This window comes from Pseudalkalibacillus salsuginis (assembly GCF_021646685.1).
GTDB classification, from domain to species: Bacteria; Bacillota; Bacilli; order Bacillales; family Fictibacillaceae; genus Pseudalkalibacillus; species Pseudalkalibacillus salsuginis.
Window position 1 is genome coordinate 706,914 of record NZ_JAKJHW010000001.1, and the last position, 22,550, is coordinate 729,463.

Annotated in this window: 22 protein-coding genes; 4 read left to right on the forward strand and 18 right to left on the reverse strand. The window is 42.1% G+C overall.

Going from position 1 to position 22,550, the window contains the following annotated elements:
* Positions 1–48: 48 nt before the first annotated feature.
* From L1611_RS03550 to L1611_RS03565, 4 genes are all read right to left on the reverse strand, one after another.
* Positions 49–1,125 carry a bifunctional 3-deoxy-7-phosphoheptulonate synthase/chorismate mutase gene (locus tag L1611_RS03550; protein WP_236311705.1) on the reverse strand — a complete coding sequence of 359 codons (1,077 nt, stop codon included), beginning with the start codon at positions 1,123–1,125 and terminating at the stop codon, positions 49–51.
* A 93-nt stretch (positions 1,126–1,218) separates the two neighbouring features.
* A complete protein-coding gene (gene ytxJ, locus L1611_RS03555) occupies positions 1,219–1,560 on the reverse strand; it encodes a bacillithiol system redox-active protein YtxJ (RefSeq protein WP_236311706.1) in 342 nt (113 codons plus the stop codon).
* Positions 1,561–1,650: 90 nt separating this feature from the next.
* Positions 1,651–2,115, reverse strand: a complete 465-nt coding sequence (locus L1611_RS03560) for a YtxH domain-containing protein (RefSeq protein ID WP_236311707.1) — start codon at positions 2,113–2,115, stop codon at positions 1,651–1,653.
* A 16-nt stretch (positions 2,116–2,131) separates the two neighbouring features.
* The gene (locus L1611_RS03565; RefSeq protein ID WP_236311708.1) at positions 2,132–2,572 is read right to left on the reverse strand and encodes a DUF948 domain-containing protein; all 441 of its coding nucleotides are present in this window, start codon (positions 2,570–2,572) and stop codon (positions 2,132–2,134) included.
* Positions 2,573–3,001: 429 nt separating this feature from the next.
* On the opposite strand from L1611_RS03565, the gene L1611_RS03570 reads away from it, so the two are divergent.
* On the forward strand, positions 3,002–4,117 hold the full coding sequence (locus L1611_RS03570; RefSeq protein WP_236311709.1) for an aminopeptidase: 1,116 nt from the start codon (positions 3,002–3,004) through the stop codon (positions 4,115–4,117).
* A gap of 391 nt (positions 4,118–4,508) precedes the next feature.
* Here the strand turns inward: L1611_RS03570 and murC are convergent, their stop codons facing one another.
* The 8 genes from murC to L1611_RS03610 all read right to left on the reverse strand — a co-directional run bounded on the left by murC (position 4,509) and on the right by L1611_RS03610 (position 13,739).
* Complete coding sequence (gene murC / locus L1611_RS03575) at positions 4,509–5,810, reverse strand: UDP-N-acetylmuramate--L-alanine ligase (RefSeq protein ID WP_236311710.1); 1,302 nt, start codon at positions 5,808–5,810, stop codon at positions 4,509–4,511.
* 158 nt (positions 5,811–5,968) lie between these two features.
* The gene (locus L1611_RS03580; protein ID WP_236312028.1) at positions 5,969–7,066 is read right to left on the reverse strand and encodes a nicotinate phosphoribosyltransferase; all 1,098 of its coding nucleotides are present in this window, start codon (positions 7,064–7,066) and stop codon (positions 5,969–5,971) included.
* 156 nt (positions 7,067–7,222) lie between these two features.
* Positions 7,223–9,703, reverse strand: coding sequence for a DNA translocase FtsK (locus L1611_RS03585; protein WP_236311711.1), 2,481 nt, complete (start codon positions 9,701–9,703; stop codon positions 7,223–7,225).
* Between the two features lie 167 nt (positions 9,704–9,870).
* On the reverse strand, positions 9,871–10,488 hold the full coding sequence (ytpR, locus tag L1611_RS03590; protein ID WP_236311712.1) for a YtpR family tRNA-binding protein: 618 nt from the start codon (positions 10,486–10,488) through the stop codon (positions 9,871–9,873).
* A 25-nt stretch (positions 10,489–10,513) separates the two neighbouring features.
* On the reverse strand, positions 10,514–11,314 hold the full coding sequence (locus L1611_RS03595; RefSeq protein ID WP_236311713.1) for a DUF1444 domain-containing protein: 801 nt from the start codon (positions 11,312–11,314) through the stop codon (positions 10,514–10,516).
* Positions 11,315–11,890: 576 nt separating this feature from the next.
* A complete protein-coding gene (queF, locus tag L1611_RS03600; protein WP_236311714.1) occupies positions 11,891–12,313 on the reverse strand; it encodes a preQ(1) synthase in 423 nt (140 codons plus the stop codon).
* An 83-nt stretch (positions 12,314–12,396) separates the two neighbouring features.
* Positions 12,397–12,711, reverse strand: a complete 315-nt coding sequence (locus tag L1611_RS03605) for a thioredoxin family protein (RefSeq protein ID WP_236311716.1) — start codon at positions 12,709–12,711, stop codon at positions 12,397–12,399.
* A 17-nt stretch (positions 12,712–12,728) separates the two neighbouring features.
* Positions 12,729–13,739 carry a PTS sugar transporter subunit IIC gene (locus L1611_RS03610; RefSeq protein ID WP_236311717.1) on the reverse strand — a complete coding sequence of 337 codons (1,011 nt, stop codon included), beginning with the start codon at positions 13,737–13,739 and terminating at the stop codon, positions 12,729–12,731.
* A gap of 224 nt (positions 13,740–13,963) precedes the next feature.
* Here L1611_RS03610 and L1611_RS03615 point away from each other — a divergent pair, with 224 nt between their 5' ends.
* The gene (locus L1611_RS03615; RefSeq protein ID WP_236311718.1) at positions 13,964–16,096 is read left to right on the forward strand and encodes a methyl-accepting chemotaxis protein; all 2,133 of its coding nucleotides are present in this window, start codon (positions 13,964–13,966) and stop codon (positions 16,094–16,096) included.
* Positions 16,097–16,236: 140 nt separating this feature from the next.
* On the opposite strand, the gene mltG is transcribed toward L1611_RS03615, so the two are convergent.
* Positions 16,237–17,238 carry an endolytic transglycosylase MltG gene (mltG, locus tag L1611_RS03620; protein WP_236311719.1) on the reverse strand — a complete coding sequence of 334 codons (1,002 nt, stop codon included), beginning with the start codon at positions 17,236–17,238 and terminating at the stop codon, positions 16,237–16,239.
* Between the two features lie 130 nt (positions 17,239–17,368).
* Between mltG and L1611_RS03625 the strand changes: the two genes are divergently transcribed.
* Positions 17,369–17,815 carry a YtoQ family protein gene (locus tag L1611_RS03625; RefSeq protein WP_236311720.1) on the forward strand — a complete coding sequence of 149 codons (447 nt, stop codon included), beginning with the start codon at positions 17,369–17,371 and terminating at the stop codon, positions 17,813–17,815.
* A gap of 121 nt (positions 17,816–17,936) precedes the next feature.
* Here the strand turns inward: L1611_RS03625 and L1611_RS03630 are convergent, their stop codons facing one another.
* From L1611_RS03630 to queD, 5 genes are all read right to left on the reverse strand, one after another.
* Entirely contained in the window at positions 17,937–18,449 is a 513-nt protein-coding gene (locus L1611_RS03630) for a DUF84 family protein (protein WP_236311721.1), read from the reverse strand.
* Positions 18,450–18,694: 245 nt separating this feature from the next.
* Entirely contained in the window at positions 18,695–19,765 is a 1,071-nt protein-coding gene (locus L1611_RS03635; RefSeq protein ID WP_236311722.1) for a M42 family metallopeptidase, read from the reverse strand.
* Between the two features lie 67 nt (positions 19,766–19,832).
* Positions 19,833–20,516 carry a 7-cyano-7-deazaguanine synthase QueC gene (gene queC, locus L1611_RS03640; RefSeq protein WP_236311724.1) on the reverse strand — a complete coding sequence of 228 codons (684 nt, stop codon included), beginning with the start codon at positions 20,514–20,516 and terminating at the stop codon, positions 19,833–19,835.
* Positions 20,517–20,518: 2 nt separating this feature from the next.
* Positions 20,519–21,250, reverse strand: coding sequence for a 7-carboxy-7-deazaguanine synthase QueE (locus L1611_RS03645; RefSeq protein WP_236311725.1), 732 nt, complete (start codon positions 21,248–21,250; stop codon positions 20,519–20,521).
* Entirely contained in the window at positions 21,243–21,716 is a 474-nt protein-coding gene (gene queD / locus L1611_RS03650; protein WP_236311726.1) for a 6-carboxytetrahydropterin synthase QueD, read from the reverse strand. The genes L1611_RS03645 and queD overlap by 8 nt, the downstream gene beginning before the upstream one ends.
* A gap of 487 nt (positions 21,717–22,203) precedes the next feature.
* Here queD and L1611_RS03655 point away from each other — a divergent pair, with 487 nt between their 5' ends.
* Positions 22,204–22,509, forward strand: a complete 306-nt coding sequence (locus tag L1611_RS03655) for a PepSY domain-containing protein (RefSeq protein WP_236311727.1) — start codon at positions 22,204–22,206, stop codon at positions 22,507–22,509.
* Positions 22,510–22,550 lie beyond the last annotated feature (41 nt).

Consider the following 22,550-nt stretch of genomic DNA (forward strand, 5'->3'; position numbering starts at 1 on the left):
CTTTTTACTCTATTAGATAATATTGTACAACATTAATACACTAAACGGTCAAACTAATTTTGGATTCGTTTCTTTTAAAGCGGTTGTAAACTCGTCGAACTGATCGAGATCCATTTGCTGTGCAGAATCAGACAATGCCACTGCAGGATCTGGATGGACTTCAGCCATGACACCATCTGCCCCGATCGCTAAGGCTGCTTTTGCTACAGGAAGCAGAATGTCCCTTCTGCCGGTTGAATGGGTCACATCGACGAGGACTGGTAAGTGGGTTTCCTGTTTCAAAATCGGTACAGCAGAAATATCAAGTGTGTTTCTTGTTGCTCTTTCATAAGTCCGAATGCCCCGTTCACATAGAATAATATTGCTATTCCCTTTTGACATGATGTACTCTGCTGCATTCATGAATTCAGATATTGTTGCTGCAAATCCGCGTTTCAATAAAACAGGCTTGGAGGCCCTTCCGGCTTCTTTCAACAACTCAAAATTGTGCATATTCCGAGCCCCGATTTGAATAACATCGATATATTTAAGAGCCTCATCAAGATCCGCAGGGTTCACGATTTCACTGACTACTGCAAGATTATGCTTCCTTGCAACCTTGTTCAAAATTATGAGCCCTTCCATTCCAAGGCCCTGGAAGTCGTAAGGGGAAGTACGCGGCTTGAACGCTCCGCCTCTCAGAAGTTTGATTCCATGTTTTTTGACGGCTTTGGCTACAGTATTCACTTGTTCGTAGGATTCAACGGCACACGGTCCGGCAACAATCCTCTGCTGTCCGTCCCCAACTTGTTCACCAAGAACATCTACGATTGAATTTTCAGGTTGATTTTTTCTTGAAACCAAAAGAGTTTGGCTATGATCATCTTCTTGAAGTTCAAGAGCCGCTTTGAAAATTTGTTTGAAAATATGTTGTAATGTCGACGTTTCAAATGGTCCATGGTTATGTTCGGCGATTTTATCTAACATCTTTCTCTCTCGTACAGGGTCAAATCGATTAATGCCTTGTTTCTTTTTAACATGTCCAATTTCTTGGGCAATTTCAGCTCGTTTATTCATTAACTCTACCAACTGTTGATTGATATGATCAATTTGTTCTCTTAAATGGTCCAATTCTTGATTGCTCATCATTTCACTTCCTATTGCAATAAAATGTATCATTCCTTCTATTAGTGTAGTCTAATGAAATGTTGCCGTCTAGCAAGGTGTACTAAGAGCATCTTATTTCCTGATTTTTGGTACATGTTTCTTTACTTGATCTACTAAAGCACTATAAGTAATGTTCCAATGAGAGTCATTGTAAAGGACTGTATGATTAGAAAATAAAAAGATTTGCGGTGATTCATGTTTAACATCGAATTCATCTGCGATCTTGTTGGACAGGGACCTTGATTCCTGTACATTGAGATAGGAAAAAGGCATGTCTGGATGATCTTCGGCAAACTTCTCTGCTTCTTCATAAGCAGATTGACTAATTGGGCACGTCGTACTGTTTTTTAAGAAGTAGAATGGAGTTGTAGTATCTATTGATTTGAATTCTTCCCATGAATTGATTTTTTTCATAGTAATACCTCTCTTTAATCTATAAATCGAGGGGCTGACCCACAAGTGTCTGACACTTTGTTGTCGGGTCAACCCCTCTCCGTAATCAAATTATTTATTTGTAGAGCTTGGGTGTTTTTCTTCATAATTTGTTTCAATGTCATTCAATTGGCTGTTCGGCGTTTGCATGGCATCTTCAATTGCATCTGCTTTACCTTCATTGTATTCCTCTTCTAGCTGGTTAATCTCATTATCTTTCGTTCTCCACTTGTTGATGTTATCACGGGCAGAAGTCGAGAATTCCCTTACTTTGTTTGCAGCCTGAGAGGTTTGATTGCTTACGTTCTGTGCCAAAGTAGAAGACTTATCCCTGGCCATTGTAGCAACTTCAGTACTTTTATCCTTCAATTGAGTAGCTTGATCATTGAGGTCCGTACGTAATTCTTTACCAGACTTAGGAGCGAGCAGAAGGGCAGTAGTGGCACCCACGATTCCACCGATCAAAGATCCGATGAGAAAATCCTTCGTGTCAATTGATGAAGATTGGTTTTGAACATTTTTGTCAGTCGTTTGCATATAAAAACATCCTCCTCTATTTTGGTTCTGTCGTTCTACCATATTTTTTGGTTCTCAATTGCCATTTGTCCCAAATATCTAAAGCCGCATTACTCCATTGCACTACCTGGGAAACTGTATCTGATCTTCGTTCCCCTTCTCTTGCAATACGAGTAGACACGTTTTTAACAGAATGACTTACATTTGATAAGCTATCTCCAATTTCACGTACACCCTGGAATACAGAGTTGAGAGATTCAGACTTATGCTGGATATCGTCTGCTAAACGGTTGGTTTTATGTAACAAATCCGTCGTTTCCCTCGATACTCCATCTAATTGATTTTCTAATCCATCCAACGTTTTTGCAACATTCGTCAAAGTTTGTTGAAGAGATTTCAGTGTCTTAGAGATAAAAACGACTAGCACTGTAAACGCTACTGCAATCAAAGCTACACTTAAATATAAGATTATTTCCATATCGCATACCACCTCCTGTATAGTATTATATTTCCCAATACACCTTTTCATTAAACTTTATCCTTGTTTAATTTAGGCTGACTTCCTTAGAAAAATGCTGTAAGCCACGACACTCCTGCGGGAAAGCGAAAATCGGGTGAAACCGCGCAGTGACCTGCAATTTAAAGATTTTCGACTAAAAACCACCATATCCTGTAGTGAACGTCGAACCCAGCATCCTGTGAAAGTGAGAAGCTCCTCGATCACACACGGAAAGGGAGTGGGTTTCGCAAGAATCAACAATGAAATATAACAGTCCCTAGACTTAAACCCTTTTTATCAAATTCGCTGTCCAGAATCAACAATCCTCCTATCTTTTTTCTAAACTTAAAATAAAGTACAATAGTAGGTGGGAAATAACAAATTCTTTAAAAAGGAGAGGTATTTCAGATGAGAGATCAGAGAATACAAATCTTGGCGAACAACATCATTACATACTCGGTAGATCTTCAGCCAGGCGAAAAGGTATTGATTGAAAATACAGGTTATCAACAAGAGCTCGTCAACGCCCTTGTAGAAGAAGCATATAAAGCGGGAGGCTTCCCTTTTGTAACCATCAAGGACGAAACAACCCAACGCGCTTTACTTATGGAAGCAAAAGAAGAGCAGTTAGAATTACAAGGCAAATTTGAAGAAACCATCATGAAGGAAATGGATGCTTATGTGGCCATCCGCTCTGGCTATAACATTTCAGAACTCTCTGATGTATCTTCTGAAAAAATGGCGCTGTACCAGAAGAAAGTTTACAAGTCTGTCCACCATGGACTCAGAATCCCGAAAACCAAATGGTGTGTACTCCGTTACCCGACACCATCCATGTCCCAGCTTGCTGATATGAGTACCTATGCGTTTGAAAACTTGTTCTTCAATGTATGTAACCTTGACTACAGCAAAATGCTCGAAGCGATGGGACCGCTTGAAGAGCTTATGAACAGTACTGACCAGGTACATATCAAGGGACCAGGAACAGACCTGACTTTTTCCATCAAAGATATCCCGTCTGTTACATCAGCAGGTCATAAAAACTTGCCAGATGGAGAAGTATACACGGCACCAGTCCGTGACTCTGTGAATGGAACGATTACATTCAACTCTCCGTCCCCCTATCAGGGCTTCGTTTTCCACAATGTCAGTTTCACATTCAAAGACGGGAAGATTATCGAAGCTAGTTCGAATGATACGGAACGATTGAACAAGGTTCTTGATACAGACGAGGGTGCACGTTATATTGGTGAGTTCGCAATCGGAGTGAACCCTTATATCCAAACCCCAATGCAGGATATACTCTTTGATGAGAAAATTGATGGAAGCTTCCACTTCACACCAGGACAATGCTATAAGGAAGCGTTCAACGGAAATGACTCCAATATACACTGGGATCTGGTAAACATCCAACGTCCTGATTATGGTGGTGGGGAAATCTATTTCGATGGGGTCCTTGTCAGAAAAGACGGTCGCTTTGTATTATCAGAACTTGAACCTCTAAATCCAGAGAATTTAAAATAACTTTTAAAAGCTGAAACCCAAAGTTGGGTTCGGCTTTTTCACTTTCACTTTAAACCCGGTTTATGCGAAATTCACAACACTCCAGCGGGAGAATCGAGCCAGGCAAAACCCTGCAGCGACAGCCTCCTCGTCAGTCTTCCAGTGACCTGCGTACTATGCAGGCCGCTTCCGCTTTTCTTGGCCCGTGGAAAGGAAGTGAATTCCGCAAAAATCAATTTATCTGAATGGTTATCTATACAACTTGAGGGTGAAACTCACAACTTTAGAATTATCCCGACAATACTGAAATTATCTCAACAACTTGGATATTATCCTGACAACTCCAAACTGATCTACAAATCAAAAAAGCGACCTTAAAAGACTGGATCGCTCGTCTCTCAGGTCGCTTCCTTTACGAAGCTAATTGACTTTCATACGCTCTTTGATATTTTTGGATGTCACCTGCACCCATGAAAAGGAGTACACTATTGGTATGCTTTGATAGGAGATCGATTGTATCTTCCCCTATGATATTCGAATTCGGTATACGTTCTTGTAGGTTTTCAATCTTCAAATTCCCTGAGTTTTCCCTTGCAGAACCGAATATATCACATAGATAAACTGCATCTGCCTGGTTCAAGCTATCCGCAAATTCAGCCAAGAACGTCTGTGTCCTTGTATACGTGTGTGGCTGGAAGATTGCAACTACTTCTTTGTCAGGATATTTTTGTTGTGCAGATTCGATCGTAGCTTTGATTTCCGTTGGATGATGTGCATAATCGTCAATCAGAATCTGTTGACCGATTTTCTTTTCTGTAAACCGTCTCTTCACACCTTTAAAAGTAGCGAGCTGCTCTTTCAAAATGTTGACGTCCACTTGCTCATAGTGGCAGAGGGCGATCACAGACAGGGCATTAAGTACATGATGTGTCCCAAATCCTGGAATCGAGAAAGTTTCATGAAAGGAATTCCTCACAAACACATCAAATGTTGTTCCTTTCTCGTTTACCTGGATATTCCTTGCTTGGAAATCGTTGTTATCATTCAAGCCATAGAACATGACAGGGACTTTAGCTTGCATTTGTTGTAAGTATGGATCATCCCCACAAGCTATGATTCCTTTCTGAACCTGCAGTGCCATCGATTGGAATGCATCGAATACATCATTCACATCTTTAAAATAGTCCGGATGATCAAAATCTATATTGGTCATGATCGCATAAGATGGCTCATATGACAGAAAGTGTCGTCGATATTCACACGCTTCGAAAACAAAGTACTCGCTGTCTTCTTTACCCTTTCCAGATCCATCCCCGATCAAATAGGACGTAGGTTTGGCTGCCCCTAAAACATGTGCCAGCAACCCGGTCGTAGAAGTTTTACCATGTGAACCGGTGACCGCCACACTGATGAATTTCTTGATGAACTCACCTAGAAAGTGGTGATATCGGTAAACAGGCACTCCCAATTCGGTTGCTTTCGCTACTTCTTCGTGGTCATTCGGAAATGCATTACCTGCAATAACTACTTGGTCGGATTTTACGTTATTCGCACCAAATGGTAAAACCGGAATATTTCGTTCTTCTAATGCTTGTTGGGTAAAGATGTATTGCTCAATGTCAGACCCTTGGATGTCATACTTCATGTCATGAAGGATCTGTGCCAATGGACTCATACCAGTTCCTTTAATCCCAACAAAATGATAAGTTGTCATAAAACGAACCTCCAACTAATCTGGAATCGTTACTAATTTTCTATCGTTATTATATGCCTAAACCTGTTGAATGGGGCCAGTTCCTCCCTTAGGCATAAAACCCATTTTAACATTATATCAAAAACATAGTCTTTAGACCAATATATCACCACTTTAGCCTATTCTACTTTTTCAAGTCTTGGATTCGGACGGTGCTTACGTCCTTTCTTTGCTTCTCTTTTTCCGTTTAATAAAACATTGTCCCCAGTAAAACCAATGTGGATCTTCAATAAAGAACTTCCGACACCGTAAATGTCCACCGGTACTTTTCGATTTTCGAATTCTCGTATACGGTCCTCCGTGAATCCACCGCTTACAACGATTTTGACATGCTGGTATCCTTCTTTATCCAAGGCTTTTCTTAGTGCAAAAATCAATTCAGGATTGACACCTCTTGGATCGAATGTACCGAGCTCATCTTGATTTCTCCAGAAATATTGATCTACTAATGTCCGGGAAGTATCGATGCGTACCCCCTTCAACAGGCTGCCGAATTCCCTTGCCACTTTTAAAGAATCCGTTATGACATCATTATTGTAATCGACCAGTGTAATCAAGTCGTCCTCCGGGAACTGTTCATGATAAGCATGCGAAGCTGCTACAACATCTCCTTCGAACAACTGGATGAGCGCATGCGGCATTGTACCCATTCCACGTTTCCCCCACCATTCATTCATGGCATGAGTCGCTTGCGCTGTTGAACCTCCTATGTAAGCAGCATAACCATCACCAGCTTGCTGTGTAAAATGATCATCTCTATCACCCATGAAAATGACCGGCTTTTGGACCCCTGATGTACTGCTCGCTTTAACCACGTTATACACATTCGTTGAAACGGAAGTTCTTCTGGCAAGCATTCCGTCAATAATGCCTTCCAGGTATCCAAAATTTTGGTAAGGGCCTTCTATTGTCAAGACCGTTTCATAAGGTTCGATTTTATCCCCATCTTTAAGTGAGTAGATTTCTAATTCTTCCGGATTTTTTGCAAATGTCTTGATCAATGCAATTGCTTCATCTGTTCCGCAAAGTACCGCATGTTCCTTCTGGAAGAACTGCATCTTCACGATATTGTCCGGCCGCTGTGCTTCTGCGATTTCGCATGTTTTCAAGAAGTATACAGCTGAAAACCAACCCTCTGAAACACGTTCATCGAACTTAAAGGTGTTGTTCGTCAGTCTTTTGATTTTTCCTTGCATTTTTAATTCGATTTCTTTCATATCCATACGATTGCACCTATTCCTTTATGTACTTCCATTACCTATAAGATAACCATAAGTTTATCATATAAATCGACTACCGATAATTCAAGACTATCATGAATCCAAAAAGATTGCTGATCATCGTATTACCGGTAGTCAAGTTGGTTCAGAATATCATTCACTAACTTGATCATAAAATTCTTGCTTCGATACCAGTACATTACGGGGTTTACTTCCCATCGCTTCTGAAACGATGCCACGCGCTTCCATCATATCGACTAACCTGGCTGCTCGATTATAACCGATACGAAACCTTCTCTGTAAGGCGGAAGAAGAAGCAGCACCTTGCTCAAACACAAATTCGCATGCCTCATCAAACAACTCATCATTTTGTTCAAAAGCCATTGTATTTTGTATCAGTTCTTCTTTTTCAAATAAATAATCCGGCTCCCGTTGTCCTTTGACATGCACGGTAATCCGCTCGATTTCCTCATCAGATACAAAATTCCCCTGGATTCGGACAGGTTTGGATACTCCATGGCCAAGAAAGAGCATATCTCCCTTTCCAAGCAGCTTATCCGCACCATTTGTATCGATGATCGTTCTGGAGTCCACAGCTGAAGATACAGAGAAGGCGATCCGTGTAGGAATGTTCGCTTTGATCAATCCGGTTATGACATCAACGGAAGGCCGCTGAGTTGCTAATAGTAGATGGATGCCACAAGCGCGGGCTTTTTGTGCGATCCTGCAAATAGAATCCTCTACTTCCTGTGGAGATACCATCATCAGGTCTGCCAACTCATCAATAATGACAACCACATATGGGAGCTTTTGATCAGGCTCCCCTTTTTCTTTTACCAGTTTGTTGAAACGTTCCATATCTCTCACACCGGTCTTCGCAAACAATTCATATCGACGTTCCATTTCATCCACAGCCCACTTCAGACCTAGAGTCGCTTCCTTCGCATCCGTTATGACCGGAGTTACCAGGTGAGGCAGATGATTGTAAGGTGCAAGCTCTACCATTTTTGGATCGATCAGCATCAATCTTACATCGTCGGGATGCGCCTTGTATAAAATACTGATCAGCAGCGAATTGATACATACACTTTTCCCAGAGCCCGTAGCACCAGCAATTAACCCATGCGGCATCTTCTGGAGGTCCGTCACGACCGGATTCCCTGATATATCAAGTCCTAATGCTACAGAAAGCGGCGATGGGCTTTTGGCGAAATTCGGGTGAGTAATGATTTCACGGAGGGTCACCGATTTACTGACTTTATTCGGCACTTCGATTCCAATTGCATTCCTGCCAGGAATCGGTGCCTCCATCCGTATATCCTTCGCTGCGAGGCTTAATTTGATATCATCAGAAAGATTCGTAATCTTATTCACTTTTACGCCCGGTGCAGGCTGAACTTCAATCCTTGTTACAGAAGGTCCTTTCGTTGCTCCAATGACAGTCGCCTTCACATTGAAATCATGTAAAGTGGACTGCAACAATTCGATCTGATCATCTAACCATGTATCATCATCATTGATCTCCTGGATTTCCCGATCCAATAAACTCTCAGATGGAAATATATATCCACTATTTATGGCTTGGGCAGGTTTTGACGAAACAGAGCCAGAATCCTTTTTATCTGGAGTGCTCCTTGATTGTCTATCCCGTTGCAGCATCATCACATTGAATGGAATCGGGCTCTTCTTTTTTTCAGGTATCTCCGATCGATCGACCTGGACATTTTGATCTTGAGATGCTTTTTCATTGTTTTCCGGTTTGAGTGGTTCAGACGTTTCTTGAATACTACTCGTTTTATTGTAATATGTATCTCTCCCGATTGATCCTTCTTCTGGTTCTACGTGTGTTTCTTCATCCCTTTCTTGATCCATATCTGTCCAGGGAATTAGTTCTATTCCTTCTTCTGGTTCATGATTGGGGGATTCCTCTGTGCTTTTTGACTTCGATATTGAATCTTCTGCCTGTTCATTGTCCATTTTTGATTCTTCCTTGAAATCCCAACCAAGGATTGGTGATTCTGGTTTTTCTGATTCAATAGGATCCGTTTCATTTGAGAATTGATCTTGTCTCATTCCAGAAACCGCTTGAAATGCTTCGTATCCTGGTTCATGTGATGGTTCTGTTTCATGTTTTTTACTAGAAATGATGCCAGCACTTTCAGGGCCGATTTCCGGTGGGAACACTTCAGGGCGACTCCTAAATCCATAGATTGGAGAAGGGATTTCCGCAGGTTTAAAATTTTTCCCAGTGAATTTCGGTCTCTCTCCTGCTTGATTGACCCGGCTCTCCCTCCGACTACGGCTAAGCTGCCCTTTATCCGTGTGTTTTTGTTCGGGCTCATTTTCATGCAATTGCTTCTTGGCTCTTTTGTTTCTGTCCGGTGTCTCAAAGGAATCGTCCCTATCTTTGTCGTCAGGTATGACAGGAAAACGGAAATTCCCATCTTTGGGGTATTGGTATTTCATTTTAGGTTCAAACGAGCCCTTAGCTGTTGTGATTCGGCCGACCGATTTCCCTTTTCTTTCATATTCAGAAGTTGTCCTGGATGCTCTTTTGTTGTTCGGTTTCTCACCCTCTATTTCTTCTTCATCATCGAATATTAAATCTATCATTTTTTTCAACCATTTAGACATTTTTATCCATTCACCTTTTTAAAAAAATTCTTTTATGTTCCTAGTACTATGAGATTATACCCTCACTATTGAAAGGGAATCGACAAGAGTAATAGCTTATTCCTATCCTCTTCATTAGAAAAGGAAGAAAACAACCAGGGAGGAATTCTGGTTGCTTTCTGCTTTAATTAAAGGGTTCTGCTAAAGAAATCTTCGCCAACTCGATAATTCTCGTTTAATACGAGTATCCCTTTTTCTCGAGGTGCGTCTGGAAGATCCAATTCTTTAGCGGAACAAATCATACCAGAGGATTGTACACCGCGAAGTGCAGCTTCTTTAATCAGCATACCACTTGGCATCACTGCACCGACACGTGCTACAACTACCTTCTGACCCTTATCGACGTTTGGTGCTCCGCAAACGATTTGTAAGACTTCATTACCGATATCCACTTTACAAATGCTCAGTTTATCTGCATCAGGATGTTTTTCTTTTGAATCAACGTGTCCGACAATGAAACCGGGACGCGTATCATTTTCAATCGCTTCCTCTAAACCATTCTTTTGTAAAAACTGGTTTATTTTCTTGACCAGTGTTTCTGCGACCTCGATTTTCCCATTTCCAGAAAGGTCAAAGTGATGGGAGGCATTAAAAATATTATAGCCTAGTGTACGGCTGTCTTTTTTATCAAATAATCTTACGACTTCTCCTTTTTTATGAAAGGCACGTTCACTAACTGTTCCTGCATCTACAGAAACGAGCAAAACATCCCCTACTCCTTTTTGATTATAATATATATTCACCATTCGGGCTTTCCCCTTTCGTCAACATCTATTCAGATTTTTCCGGCTTCGTTTTTGCAAGTATGAATATTGGATCGAGATCTCCTTTTTCATAGAGGAAAGGCAATGCAGTAACAGGGATTCTTCCATTCGAAAAGAAATGCATGGACATTTGACCAAGAATATCGTATCCCTGTTCATTTTTAATATCGGCAAAAATCAGCACATCTTGGTGCGGAACAGCAACAGCAAGCGTTCCATCTACTTTTTTCTCCATACTGTCAAGGAGTTGTTGATTCAAGATACGGCTTGCGTCATACCCATCATTGTGGTTGATGAAGTAGAATGTATTTCCTGCTACTTGATCTTCCTTCATTGAACAATCAAGCGACCGTAGGTTGAACCTTCCGATTTCTTTCAGCTGTTGCATGTTCCATCCTTCATCTTCAAGCATTTTTTCTGTCAACAGGCGATAAGAATTCCCAAGGTCTTGGGCATAAAAGATACGGGTCTCAGCTGTGTGTTCTTCAAATACCAGCGGCTCTCCATTATGTTCAGTAGGAAAAGAAGTCGATCGGATCACTGGAAATATCGCTTTCTGATTCCCATCCAACGATTGGTTCCGATTCATGACGGTAAACAGTTCTTCGACATGATAGATGATTTCGTCGATCGCATCATCTTTACGCTCTTCATATTTTGCAGTCAATCCTGGAAGTGACAGTGTAATCCCTTTGCCTGTTTCCTTTTCTTCAATCCTTAATGTTTTTTCTTTCGTATTGAAAATGAGAGAACGGTCATCGGTCCCTAGTTTACTTTCTAGTATACGTTTCAATTCAATTGGTTCCATCTGTCATCCCCCTTTCTAGGTTGAATCCTCGCTCTTTTTAATATTAGTTAATCTTGCGAAATTCACTCCCTTTCCGCGGGTAAGAAAAGCGGAAGCGACCCGCTTAGTCACGTAGGTCACTGGAAGACTGACGAGGAGGCTGTCGCCGCCACAGGAAGTCTGAAGTGATCCAAGTGACTGGTCGCTGAGCTGGACATAAAGAAAAGCGGAAGCGACCCGCTTAGTCACGTAAGTCACTGGAAGACTGACGAGGAGGCTCGAACCAAACAAAGTTCGGTTCTGCGTGAGCTCACACATAAGATATAAATCATTGTGTCGACCGTCACAGGCAGTCTGAAGTGACCCAAGTGACTGGTCGCTGAGCTGGATATCACCTCTCTGCATCCAAAATGCGAGGTCTCCCCTGGCTCGCTTTTCCCGTAGGAATGTCGGGATCTTCGCTTAAGAAAGTTTTCTAATAAACCAAAAACTATAACATAGTTTTTTTGATAAACAGAAGAAGGGGTTGACCAAAAGTAAAGTGTCAGGCACTTATGGATCAACCCCCTGGGCAACACTTAGGGTCCGACCCCAGAGTTATTTGTTATCTTTTTTATACTCGGCTACAACTTCAGTTCCCAATCCACCACGTGCATTCCAGATTGCAGTGACTTTCATTTCTTTTGGATCGAGTAATTGTACAAGATCATCAAGGATACGATTTGTCGCATGCTCTTGATAGATTCCGACATTTCGGTAAGAAGTAAGGTAATACTTCAAGGATTTCATTTCTACGAGTTTCTCATTCGGTATATAGCTGATATGGAATTCAGCGAAATCCGGAAGTCCAGACCACGGACAAACAGATGTGAATTCTGTCGTCGGGATCGTCACTAAAGTATCTTTCCCCACATATTCATATGGAATGGTTTCCAGGATATCGACAAGGATGACATCCTCATTTTCTATATCGAAGCGAATACCAGCGTATTTACTGTGGTCAACATCTACTTTTGCCACAATATTCACCCTTTCTAAATAACAATTAAGACATGAATCTCTAATAGTAAATTGTAACACCAGAAAGGGGAAAAGTCACTTTTTTATCCGATAGATTGAAGGAAATCCTCAATTTGTTCTTTGGTTTTACGCTGCTTGTCCACATAGCGTCCTACTTCTTTTCCATTTCGATAAGCAAGAAAACTCGGAATACCGAAAATACCGAGTTCCTGGCATAATTCAATATGTTCATCACGGTCTACATAAAAATAATCAAACTCATCGTACTCTTCCTCTATCTCCCGCATGATCGGTTGGACGATCACACAATCAGGACACCAGACAGCAGAAAACATGATGATTGCATGATCTGATTGTATGGCCGCATTCCAGTCATCATTTGTTGTGATTGTTTTCAATTCCATAACCTCCAATGTTAGTAATCGATTTTCATATCCCCAGGTTGGATGATTCCTTTTTTTCTCATCCATTCTGATATTACAAGAGAGATTAAAGCAGGTCCAATAAAATGGAGGACCAGAACAATTAGTAAAGTTTCAAAAGTAAAGCCCATCGTGCGAAAGGTCATGATTTGTCCGACGAATCCACTTGTCCCCATACCCGCACCTTCAGCAATATTGGATGTTACCCAGACTACCGTTCCAAACGGTGCCAGGACCATTCCTGCAATGGTTGGCGGAATAAGTATGGCTGGCTTTTTAACAATGTTTGCAACCTGCAGCATAGAGGTTCCGATACCTTGAGCGATCCAACCTCCCCATCCATTCTCCCGGAAGCTTGCCGTTGCAAACCCGATCATTTGAGCAGCACAACCGATTGTCGCTGCACCTGCTGCCAGTCCATCGAGCCCAAGCATGATGGCAATCGCTGCACTTGAAATCGGGGCTGTCAAGGCTAAACCCATTAAGCTGGCAACAAGGATTCCCATAACAAGTGGCCTTTGTTCTGTTGCCCACATGATGAGCTCACCGAAGTTCTGCATGGCACCGGATATTTGCGGACCGATGAACTTGGCTACGAGAAAACCGATCGTTACAGTCACAAATGGTGTTGCGATAATATCCACTTTCGTTTCCTTCGAGATCATTTTTCCAAACTCCACTGCAAACAGGGTGGCCACATAACTTCCTGCTGGCCCTCCCCCTAAGGCACTTCCGGCAGCCCCTGCAATGACTGCAGAAAATAAAACAAGTGGAGGAGCATTCAAACCATATGCAATTGCAACCCCGATCGCTGGCCCCATCAAACTCATCGTCAAACTTCCCATTTCCATAAAGAATGCAGACCCAGACAACTCACCCGCTGTCTGCAAAATAAGTCCAATGATGAGAGAAGAGAAGAGTCCTAATGCCATATAACTCAGCGCTGTCACAAAATAAGTATGTAATGAAAGGGAGACCCCTTTTTTCCTAAAAAATGATTTCAATACACTTACCTCCGTTTCCTTGAAACCTGGCTTAGTTTTTTTAATGCTTGTATTTACAAAATTCTATCGGAAAAAGTATTAAGATTTTTCAACATTCTACGATAATAAAAGTAAGGAAAATATATGAGCTATTCGAAACTCTATCTCTATTATATACATAGTCGTTTCAATCGATAAAGTAGAGTGGTGAATAGCTTTTGCAGAGGAACCAAGGGGGAGAAAGCATGCTTCAATTGCTCAAGGATAACCTTCAGCTGTCAATCAAGAATAAAGTGCGGCTCATGTTAATTATGGCCGTAGTAGGAATTCTCATTTTATTTGCCTTTTCAATGTTTTACGTATTTATGACACAGAGCATGAATGAAAAGCAACAACGTCTACAACACCTTTCGAGGGAAACTATCGAAGTCCATAGTGAATTTTCGTCTATCAGGAAACTTGAACAAGAATTTTTAAGGACCACTTATGAAGCCTCAGCACAAGAGATCACTGTCAAACTCTCTGAGCTTCAAAACCATATCAAAACGATTCAAGAAGATAACAACCAATTTTCAGCCTCTTTCAAAAAAATTGCTGATGAAGTGGGTACATATGAGTCTTCCTTCGTTGATACCTCAAAGCTTGTTTCTGATGTCGACAGTATGCAGGCCATTCTCAATGAAAAAGCAGATGCAATGAGTAAGCTGCTTGGATCCATCAACCCGGCATTATTGAATGAATTCTATGAGCTTCGTGTTTTAGAAAAACAATACTTTTTAACAGGGACTTCTACGGATGAAAACCGGTATAACGATCAACTTGAAGCTTTGGAAAAAGTAGTCCGTTCGGCTAGCTTAGAACCAAATCAAACCTCGGGTTTCAATTCTAATCTATTGGCTTATAAGAGTGCAATGGACACCGTAAAAGGTTACGAGGGGCAAATTCAACAAACTGTCGTTGCTTTTGAAGAGATTGGTATGAACCTGCAAAAAACGATTGAGAATGTTGAAAAAGAGGTCAACGCTGAAAACAAGAGCTTAAGTGCAGATCAGAATCGATTGGGGACAGTCCTTTTATGGATCCTGATCATCTTAAGCTTGATTATTTTAGGTGCAATCGGTTCATTAGGATTCTGGCTGACCTGGACGATCACTTCTTCGATCACCAGCTTAAAAGAAGGCGCGACAGTCATTGGTGAAGGTCATCTTGGTCATCGTGTCTTCGTTGAACAGAAGGATGAGATGGGAGAGCTTGCACTTACATTCAACATGATGGCCGAAAAGATGCAAAAAGCGATGCAAGAGGTCAACACTGCATCAGAACAACTTTCTTCTTCATCTCAGCATCTAGCTGCTATTTCTGAAGAAACAACCGCCCAGACAGAGGAAGTTAATGAAGCAATCCAACAGGTTTCTGCTGGTGCCCAAGTCCAGGCAGACCATTTACATGAGAGCACGGAGTTGATTTCGCATGTGACCTCTTCTATCGATGAAACAGCAGAATACAGTCTTCAAATCAGCCAGGATTCGCAAGCTACTGAAGAAGAAGGTAAAGAAGGTCTTAAAATTGTTGAAAATCTTGGTAAAAGCTCCGATGAATTCCTTGGGCTTGCCAACCATTTGATTCACCAGGTTCAAGAGGCAAACCAGCATTCCCAACAAATCGGATCGATTGTCGATACAATTAAAAGTATTGCTGGCAGCACCGACCTGCTTGCCCTGAATGCAGCGATCGAATCAGCAAGAGCTGGAGATGCGGGGAGAGGATTCGCAGTGGTTGCCCAAGAGGTCCGGAAGCTTGCAGAACGTTCAAAATCAGAAGCACAAAACATATATAAGCTTATTACTCTGATGTCCGAGCAAATGGAAAAGCTTTCAAACGAGGCTGAGCAATTCGACTACTATCGTACAGAGCAGCAGTCTTCAGTTGATCGTACAAAGCAAGCGTTCACGAAAATCGTTGAAAATGTAACAGGTATCAATGCCCGAATCCAACAGGTTCGTGGAGCGATCAGTGAAGTCCAAGGCTCAAATACAGCGTTATCGGAAAAACTTCAGGAAGTGAGTGCAATTTCACAGGAATCTGTTGCAGCCTCTGAACAAGTAAGTGCATCAAGTATCCATCAGAAAGAAGCGATCAATGAAGTCAACAATGCTGCAAACGAACTCCAAAACATCGCAATGCTTCTTCAAGAGGAGGTTGGACAGTTCAACTTGATCAGTGAAAACCTAGAAGACCCAAATACAGACGAAGAATCGGACTGGACGACTGATTATAAAGATGAAGCTGCTGTTACAGAAGAGCTTTCGTTGGAAGAAACAGATCCAGAAGAAGGTTCAGACGAGGACAACTTCAACAGCGAAAAGGAAGATAAATAAAGAGCACATCTGGAAAAAACTCACTTAGCAAAGGTGAGTTTTTTCTTTACAATGCTTTTCTATTAAAAAGGGGATACAAACGCAAAAAACGAAATTTATCTACAAAAGTAAGGAATTATCTCCATGGACCATGAGCTCTTCTACCAGTTCCCTTGGTGATCGGTATACTGCTGGTGTTCCTTGAATGTCTTCGAAAAATGATGTTCACCGGATCCATCACCTTTGACAACAAAAAAGAAATAATCATGCTCTTTCGAATTCAAACTGGCTTCTAGTGACTTTTTCCCGGGGTTCCCGATTGGTCCTGGTGGCAGCCCTTCATTAATGTAAGTATTATAAGGACTCTTCACTTCAAGGTCTTTATACAGAAGACGTTCTTTCGGTTTATCAAGGACATATTGGACCGTGGCACATGATTGCAATTTCCAGTCATCCTCCATCCGGTTCTGGAATACTCCGGCAATCAGCTCTCTCTCTTTATCGACGACCGCTTCTTTTTCTACGATGGAAGCAAGCGTCACCCATTTTTCTAATTTTTGCTTTGAATCAGGGTCAAGCTCTTGACGTACTTGTTCAAAACGGTCCAGCATCTTCTCGATGATTTCTGTTACGGTAATACCTTTTTGAAAGGAATAGGTATCCGGGAACAAATAGCCTTCTAATTTGTATCGGACATCTTTATCATCCTTAAGCTTTTGTACGAGTGGGTGGTTGATTTCTTCACCGGTTTTTGCTAGTTTTAAAAATTCCGCTTTGGTGGCAAGACCCTTTCCTTCAAGCCGGGCTGCTATTTGATCAATTGTAAACCCTTCAGGTATAGTAACTTCTATTCCTTTATCAATCGGCGATTTCAAGAGCTCGTTATAGATAGATGGGATGGTTTGTGTACTCGAAACCTGATGTTTCCCTGTCTTGACCTGCCCGTCGATGTTATTGAGTTTTCCATACAACAAGAAAAACAATTTGTTTTTGATCATCTTTTCCGATTCAAGTTGTTCAGCTACCTCCTGAAGTGATTGGCCTTCCTTGACAGTGATCACCTTTTGCTTTTCATGCCAAAATGGAGTAGCTTCATAAACTACCCAGACACAAATTACAGATACGATTAGAATCGATAACAATATTCCATAACGCTTTTTCATAAAAATACCCCATTTTCTAATCTCAGCCATCAGCTTTTCCTTAATCTCTTATCCTCATTCAAGACGGTTTACAGGAATTTTTCGGAATGCTCATGTTACTATAGATGAAGAACAAAAAAGGAGTGATAAAGTGAATTTAACAGTCTACCTAGCAGGACAAATCCATGATAATTGGCGAGATGAAGTAAAACAGAAAGCTGAAAAGATGAATCTTCCGATCACTTTTGTCAATCCGATGACTAACCACGGTCGTTCAGACGACATCGGCGAAGAAATCTTGGGGGAACAACCAAATAAAATCTTTAAAGATGATAAAGCCTCTGACTTCAATAATTTAAGAACTGAGATCTTACTATCCAAATCAGATGTGGTTCTCGCGTTTTTCGGAGAGAGTTATAAGCAATGGAATACGGCGATGGATGCTTCTACTGCTCTTGCATTGAATAAACCATTGGTTCTTGTCAGAGATGCGTCTCTCCACCATGCATTAAAAGAATTATCCAATAAAGCAACTGCAACGGTAGAAAACTTTGATCAAGCGTTACAAGCACTATCGTATGTATTTGAAGAGGAATAAAAGGAAAAGGCTGACCCAAAAGAAAGTGACCGTAACCTCCGACACAACATTTTGTACAAATAGATTTTTCTCACAATGTTGTTAAGTCGGTGACCTCAGGCACTAATGGGCCAGTCCTTTTTTATGTTCGCTTCTTATAAAACTGATACTGACCGATCAACAGGCGGACAATATGAGCGAACATTTCTTCACGAGTGATCCAGCCATCTGTAAAAATCCCGATGGCACCTTCCTTCTTCCGAATATTCTTTTGATTCGTGTAATCAGCCATTACATCACCTAATTCCCTGCCAGAGCGAACCAGGTCACCGATTTCCTTAGGAAGAAGAATCTTCGCCCCACTAACCACATAGGTATCCAGCTTTTCTGTTACAAGCGCTCCCCAATTACACAAAAAGAGGCCTGCTTCAGAATCCACTACCCCGCCCTCAAGTCCTATACCGATTTTGTATCCTGAATTAACACAAGCTTTGGCCCGGTTGATGGCCCCTTTTCTCGTTTCTGGATCTGAAAAAGGCTGTGGTGAGACAAGCGACGGAGCATCCATCCCTTCAACCTGCCAATCGAGAGTTTCGACGATCAATCGGACGGCTTGGACTTTCGCCGGATTCTTTGACCCAACCGCTACAATCACTTAATAACACACTCCATTCCTATATGTTTAAATGCTGACGGTGCCTGGTACAAAAACTAATCCCTTGTGCCGCAACGGTTTCCGAACGGTGCCTGGTACAAAATTCAATCCCTTGTGCCGCAACGGTTTCCAATCGGTGCCTGGTACAAAATTCAATCCCTTGTGCCGCAACGGTTTCCAATCGGTGCCTGGTACAAATCAAGAACCGAGTAAAGGCACCGATTGTGCATCGGTGCCAGTGACGATTAATTATAGATGATTTGGTCGACGGTTGATTTGTCAGAGTTCTTGACCAATTTGACGATCAATTCTTTGGCTGCCGCATAATCATCTATGTGGATGATCGATGCTGAGGTATGAATATACCGGGAGCAGATTCCGACAACAGCAGATGGTACACCTTCATTCGAAATATGTACACTCCCTGCATCTGTTCCACCCTGGGAAATAAAGTACTGATATGGGATATCGTTTGATTCGGCTGTATCAAGGATGAAATCACGAATGCCTTTATGTGTCACCATCGTACGGTCCAGAATCCGCAGCAATGCTCCCTTACCTAATTGCCCGAATGCTTCCTTATCCCCATTGGCATCATTCGCCGGGCTTGCATCCAATGCGTAGAAAATGTCCGGTTGGATCAGGTTGGCTGCTGTCTTTGATCCACGTAACCCTACCTCTTCCTGGACTGTAGCGCCTGAGTATAGCGTATTCGGTAGTTCTTCCCCCTGTAGCTCCTTCATCAGCTCAATGGCAAGACCCACTCCATATCGGTTATCCCATGCTTTCGCCAAAATCTTTTTCTTATTCTCCATCGGTGTGAAGGGACAGATCGGAACAATTTGTTGTCCCGGCCGAACACCGATCGCTTCTGCGTCTTCCCTGTCTTCTGCGCCAATATCGATATACATATGCTTCAATGGCATCGGTTTGGATCTCTGGGATTCTTCAAGTAAATGTGGCGGTATCGAGCCGACAACCCCGATTACCGGCCCATTATCGGTCATGACCTGCATCCGTTGAGCCAATAAGACCTGGCTCCACCAGCCGCCTAACGTCTCGAATTTCAGCATTCCATTTTTGGTAATCTTCGTCACCATGAAACCGACTTCATCCATGTGGCCTGCTACCATGATCTTTGGTCCGCCTTCTTTTCCTTTTTTCACACCAAAGATACTTCCAAGCTTGTCCTGGATGATTTCATCCGAAACAGGCTCAAGCTGACTTCGAACAAACTTCCTTACATCATGCTCGAATCCTGGAGCACCTTGTAATTCTGTTAAAGTTTGAAATAATCGCAAGGTTTCTTCCTTCATGATTTCTCCCTTCCATTTCCAGAAAAATGATCAACAACCTTATTGTAACGTAACATCAAATGGACCGCTATTCACGAGGCCTTTTAGCATATGGGATAGGGTCTTCCGCTCCTACTTCCTCAAAACCTTTCAAGCGTAATAAACAGCTGTCACATTCTCCGCAAGCAACTTCTTCTCCCAAATAGCAAGAAGTGGTCAATTCATATGGGACACCTAAGCGAAGGCCTTCCTCGATCGTTTCCTTCTTGGTTAGCTGGATCAATGGGGCTTCGATCTTGAACTGACCCCCCGTTGCACCTGCCTTTGTCGCTAGGTTCACCGTATCATTCATACTTGATATGAATTCAGGACGGCAATCAGGATATCCGCTATAATCGACTGCCGAAACGCCGATATAAATTGCTTCAGCTCCGATCACTTCTGCATAAGCACTCGCAAGCGAAAGGAAAATCATATTCCGGGCAGGGACGTATGTTGACGGGATATCTTCTTCTACCCCGCCTTGCCTTACCTCAATCGTTTCATCCGTCAATGCACTACCGCCAATCTGTTGTAAAAAACTCACATCGACAATCCGATGTTCGGGCGATCCGAAGTGAGCAGCCACTTTTTCCGCCTGCTCGACCTCCCGGTTATGACGCTGCCCGTAATGGAATGTAATCGGATACAGCTCACAGCCCTTCTCTTTTGCCATTCCCATGCAGGTCGTACTGTCCAATCCTCCACTTAAAACAACCACTGCTTTCTTCATCGTTAAACTCCTCTCTGATCCGGATGCCAGATGACCTTGTGCATCTGTAGGCTCAACTTCACTTCTGGAAGCGGCTCTGCAAGTATTTTTTCAACAAGTTTTTGCGGGGGCATCGTTTCCCAAACAGGACTGTATAAAACTTGCCCAGCATGATGGTGTTTTTTGACTACGGATGTTGCAACCTCGAAATCCTCTTCATTTCCGATGACGAATTTGACTTCATCCTGCGGTTTCAAAAGTTCAAAATTGGTGTAAATCATTCGCTCCATTTCACCTGAATCAGGAAGCTTGAAGTCCATGATAAACCGCGCTTTTTTACCGACTGCTTCATTCTCACTCCGCAGTTTTTCAAAAGGCGCCAGATCAATTGCTCCGTTTGTTTCAATATGAACGTCAACAATTTGGTCCAACTCACACATTGCCTGCAGAAGTGCTGCCGATTTTTTTCCATGGATCAAAGGTTCTCCACCTGTAAAACAAATCCGGTGGCTGGAAAAACTTTTGATCTTTTCCACGATTTCCTCGATTGTCGCTTTGTACTCTTCTTTTGCAGGTGCATAGCTGTACGTTGTATCACACCAAGTGCAACGAAGATTACAATGGAAGACGCGGACAAAGATCGTAGGGAAGCCAGCCATCCCCCCTTCACCCTCAACCGTCTCGAATATCTCAACCATCGGAAGATCCCACTGCATATATTCTGTTTTTCCCGGCAATACCATTTGTTTAGTCATTTTCCATCCACTCTCGTTTCAACGTTGCATAACTTGTCGGAGTTTCATATAACTTCAACTCCTCGATCCTTGTTCCACGTTCCTTATAGTGTGAAGTCTTGAGACGGTTCTCCAAACGCTCCCAGATCCACACGATCATATTTTCAGCCGTGGTATTCATATTCGGTAAAACCTCGTTCAAATAACGATGGTCTAGTTTTGCATCGATTTCTTCTTTAAAAATTTGCTTGATTTCTCCAAAGTCGATTGTCAGCCCGATATCATCAACAAACCCGCTGATCGTGATGACTAATTGATACGTATGCCCATGAAGACTCTTGCATTTCCCTTCATAACAATGCAAGTGGTGAGCTGCATCGAACGTGAATTCCTTCGTGACTGCAACACGCTTATTATGGTACCTCAGTTCATGACGTTGTATATCGACATCAATTTGTTCCACTTTCTTCGGAATCTGAAAATCCATAACATCAAGCCTCCTTTTCTGAGTTGTAGTTTTATGATCAATGTTATTCCTCTTAAACTAAAACGCTGTTGATTGTTTGAGTCATCAAATTTTACACGATTAGCCTACTTTCGCGAGCCACTTCCTGCGGCGGTCGACACATTGATTTACATGCATGTGGGAGCCAGTCGAAGAACCGAACTTTGTTTGGTTCGAGCCTCCTCGTCAGTTTTCCAGTGACCTACGTGCCTAAACGAGTCGCTTCCACTTTTCTTTTGCCCAGGAACAGCGCGTATATTTCCAAATCATTCGAAAACAGCCAAATTAAAAAACTCCACTTCAAAACAAGTGGAGTGTGAATGAACAGCAAATAAGTTCACGCTCCCTAGTTTTGTTTAATGAGGGGTGGGAATTACGAACCCTCAACATGAAATGTATAATGAATCAGTTAAAGTCTGTTATACTAAAGAATAAATGAAATTAACATTGTTGGAAAGGGGTATCTCTTTTGAAAACATCTACCATCCTGGGCACGATTATTGGGTTTGCCGCTGGTGTTTTGCTTACAAAACAATTAAGCTCCCGTCCGATTACACCTGAATTAGCATTGAAAACGCTCAAACAGAAAGTGCCGTCGAAGATGAGCGGATCCTGGATTTATACCATTAAAGAATCCGTAGAAATGAACGGGCTGTCCTATAATGTATACAAAGGCGGGTTCACCCAATCGACTTCCTCTGGTGAAGAACATTACTTGTTTACCGTAGATGCGGATACCGGGTCAGTATTAGAAATCGCTAATACAAATATATAATCAACAAGATCAACATATACATGGACATTCAAAAGGGGCGA

Bases quoted from the DNA above. Each gene is read 5' to 3' on its own strand.
- L1611_RS03565 (WP_236311708.1), bottom strand. From the start codon at position 2,572: ATGGAAATAATCTTATATTTAAGTGTAGCTTTGATTGCAGTAGCGTTT.
- L1611_RS03560 (WP_236311707.1), bottom strand. From the start codon at position 2,115: ATGCAAACGACTGACAAAAATGTTCAAAACCAATCTTCATCAATTGAC.
- L1611_RS03550 (WP_236311705.1), bottom strand. From the start codon at position 1,125: ATGAGCAATCAAGAATTGGACCATTTAAGAGAACAAATTGATCATATC.
- L1611_RS03635 (WP_236311722.1), bottom strand. From the start codon at position 19,765: ATGAAGGAAGAAACCTTGCGATTATTTCAAACTTTAACAGAATTACAA.
- ytpR (WP_236311712.1), bottom strand. From the start codon at position 10,488: ATGGTGAATATATATTATAATCAAAAAGGAGTAGGGGATGTTTTGCTC.
- mltG (WP_236311719.1), bottom strand. From the start codon at position 17,238: ATGAAAAAGCGTTATGGAATATTGTTATCGATTCTAATCGTATCTGTA.
- murC (WP_236311710.1), bottom strand. From the start codon at position 5,810: ATGACAACTTATCATTTTGTTGGGATTAAAGGAACTGGTATGAGTCCA.
- L1611_RS03645 (WP_236311725.1), bottom strand. From the start codon at position 21,250: ATGACTAAACAAATGGTATTGCCGGGAAAAACAGAATATATGCAGTGG.
- L1611_RS03595 (WP_236311713.1), bottom strand. From the start codon at position 11,314: ATGGAACCAATTGAATTGAAACGTATACTAGAAAGTAAACTAGGGACC.
- L1611_RS03615 (WP_236311718.1), top strand. From the start codon at position 13,964: ATGCTTCAATTGCTCAAGGATAACCTTCAGCTGTCAATCAAGAATAAA.
- queD (WP_236311726.1), bottom strand. From the start codon at position 21,716: ATGGATTTTCAGATTCCGAAGAAAGTGGAACAAATTGATGTCGATATA.
- L1611_RS03580 (WP_236312028.1), bottom strand. From the start codon at position 7,066: ATGAAAGAAATCGAATTAAAAATGCAAGGAAAAATCAAAAGACTGACG.
- L1611_RS03570 (WP_236311709.1), top strand. From the start codon at position 3,002: ATGAGAGATCAGAGAATACAAATCTTGGCGAACAACATCATTACATAC.
- queC (WP_236311724.1), bottom strand. From the start codon at position 20,516: ATGAAGAAAGCAGTGGTTGTTTTAAGTGGAGGATTGGACAGTACGACC.
- ytxJ (WP_236311706.1), bottom strand. From the start codon at position 1,560: ATGAAAAAAATCAATTCATGGGAAGAATTCAAATCAATAGATACTACA.
- L1611_RS03585 (WP_236311711.1), bottom strand. From the start codon at position 9,703: ATGTCTAAATGGTTGAAAAAAATGATAGATTTAATATTCGATGATGAA.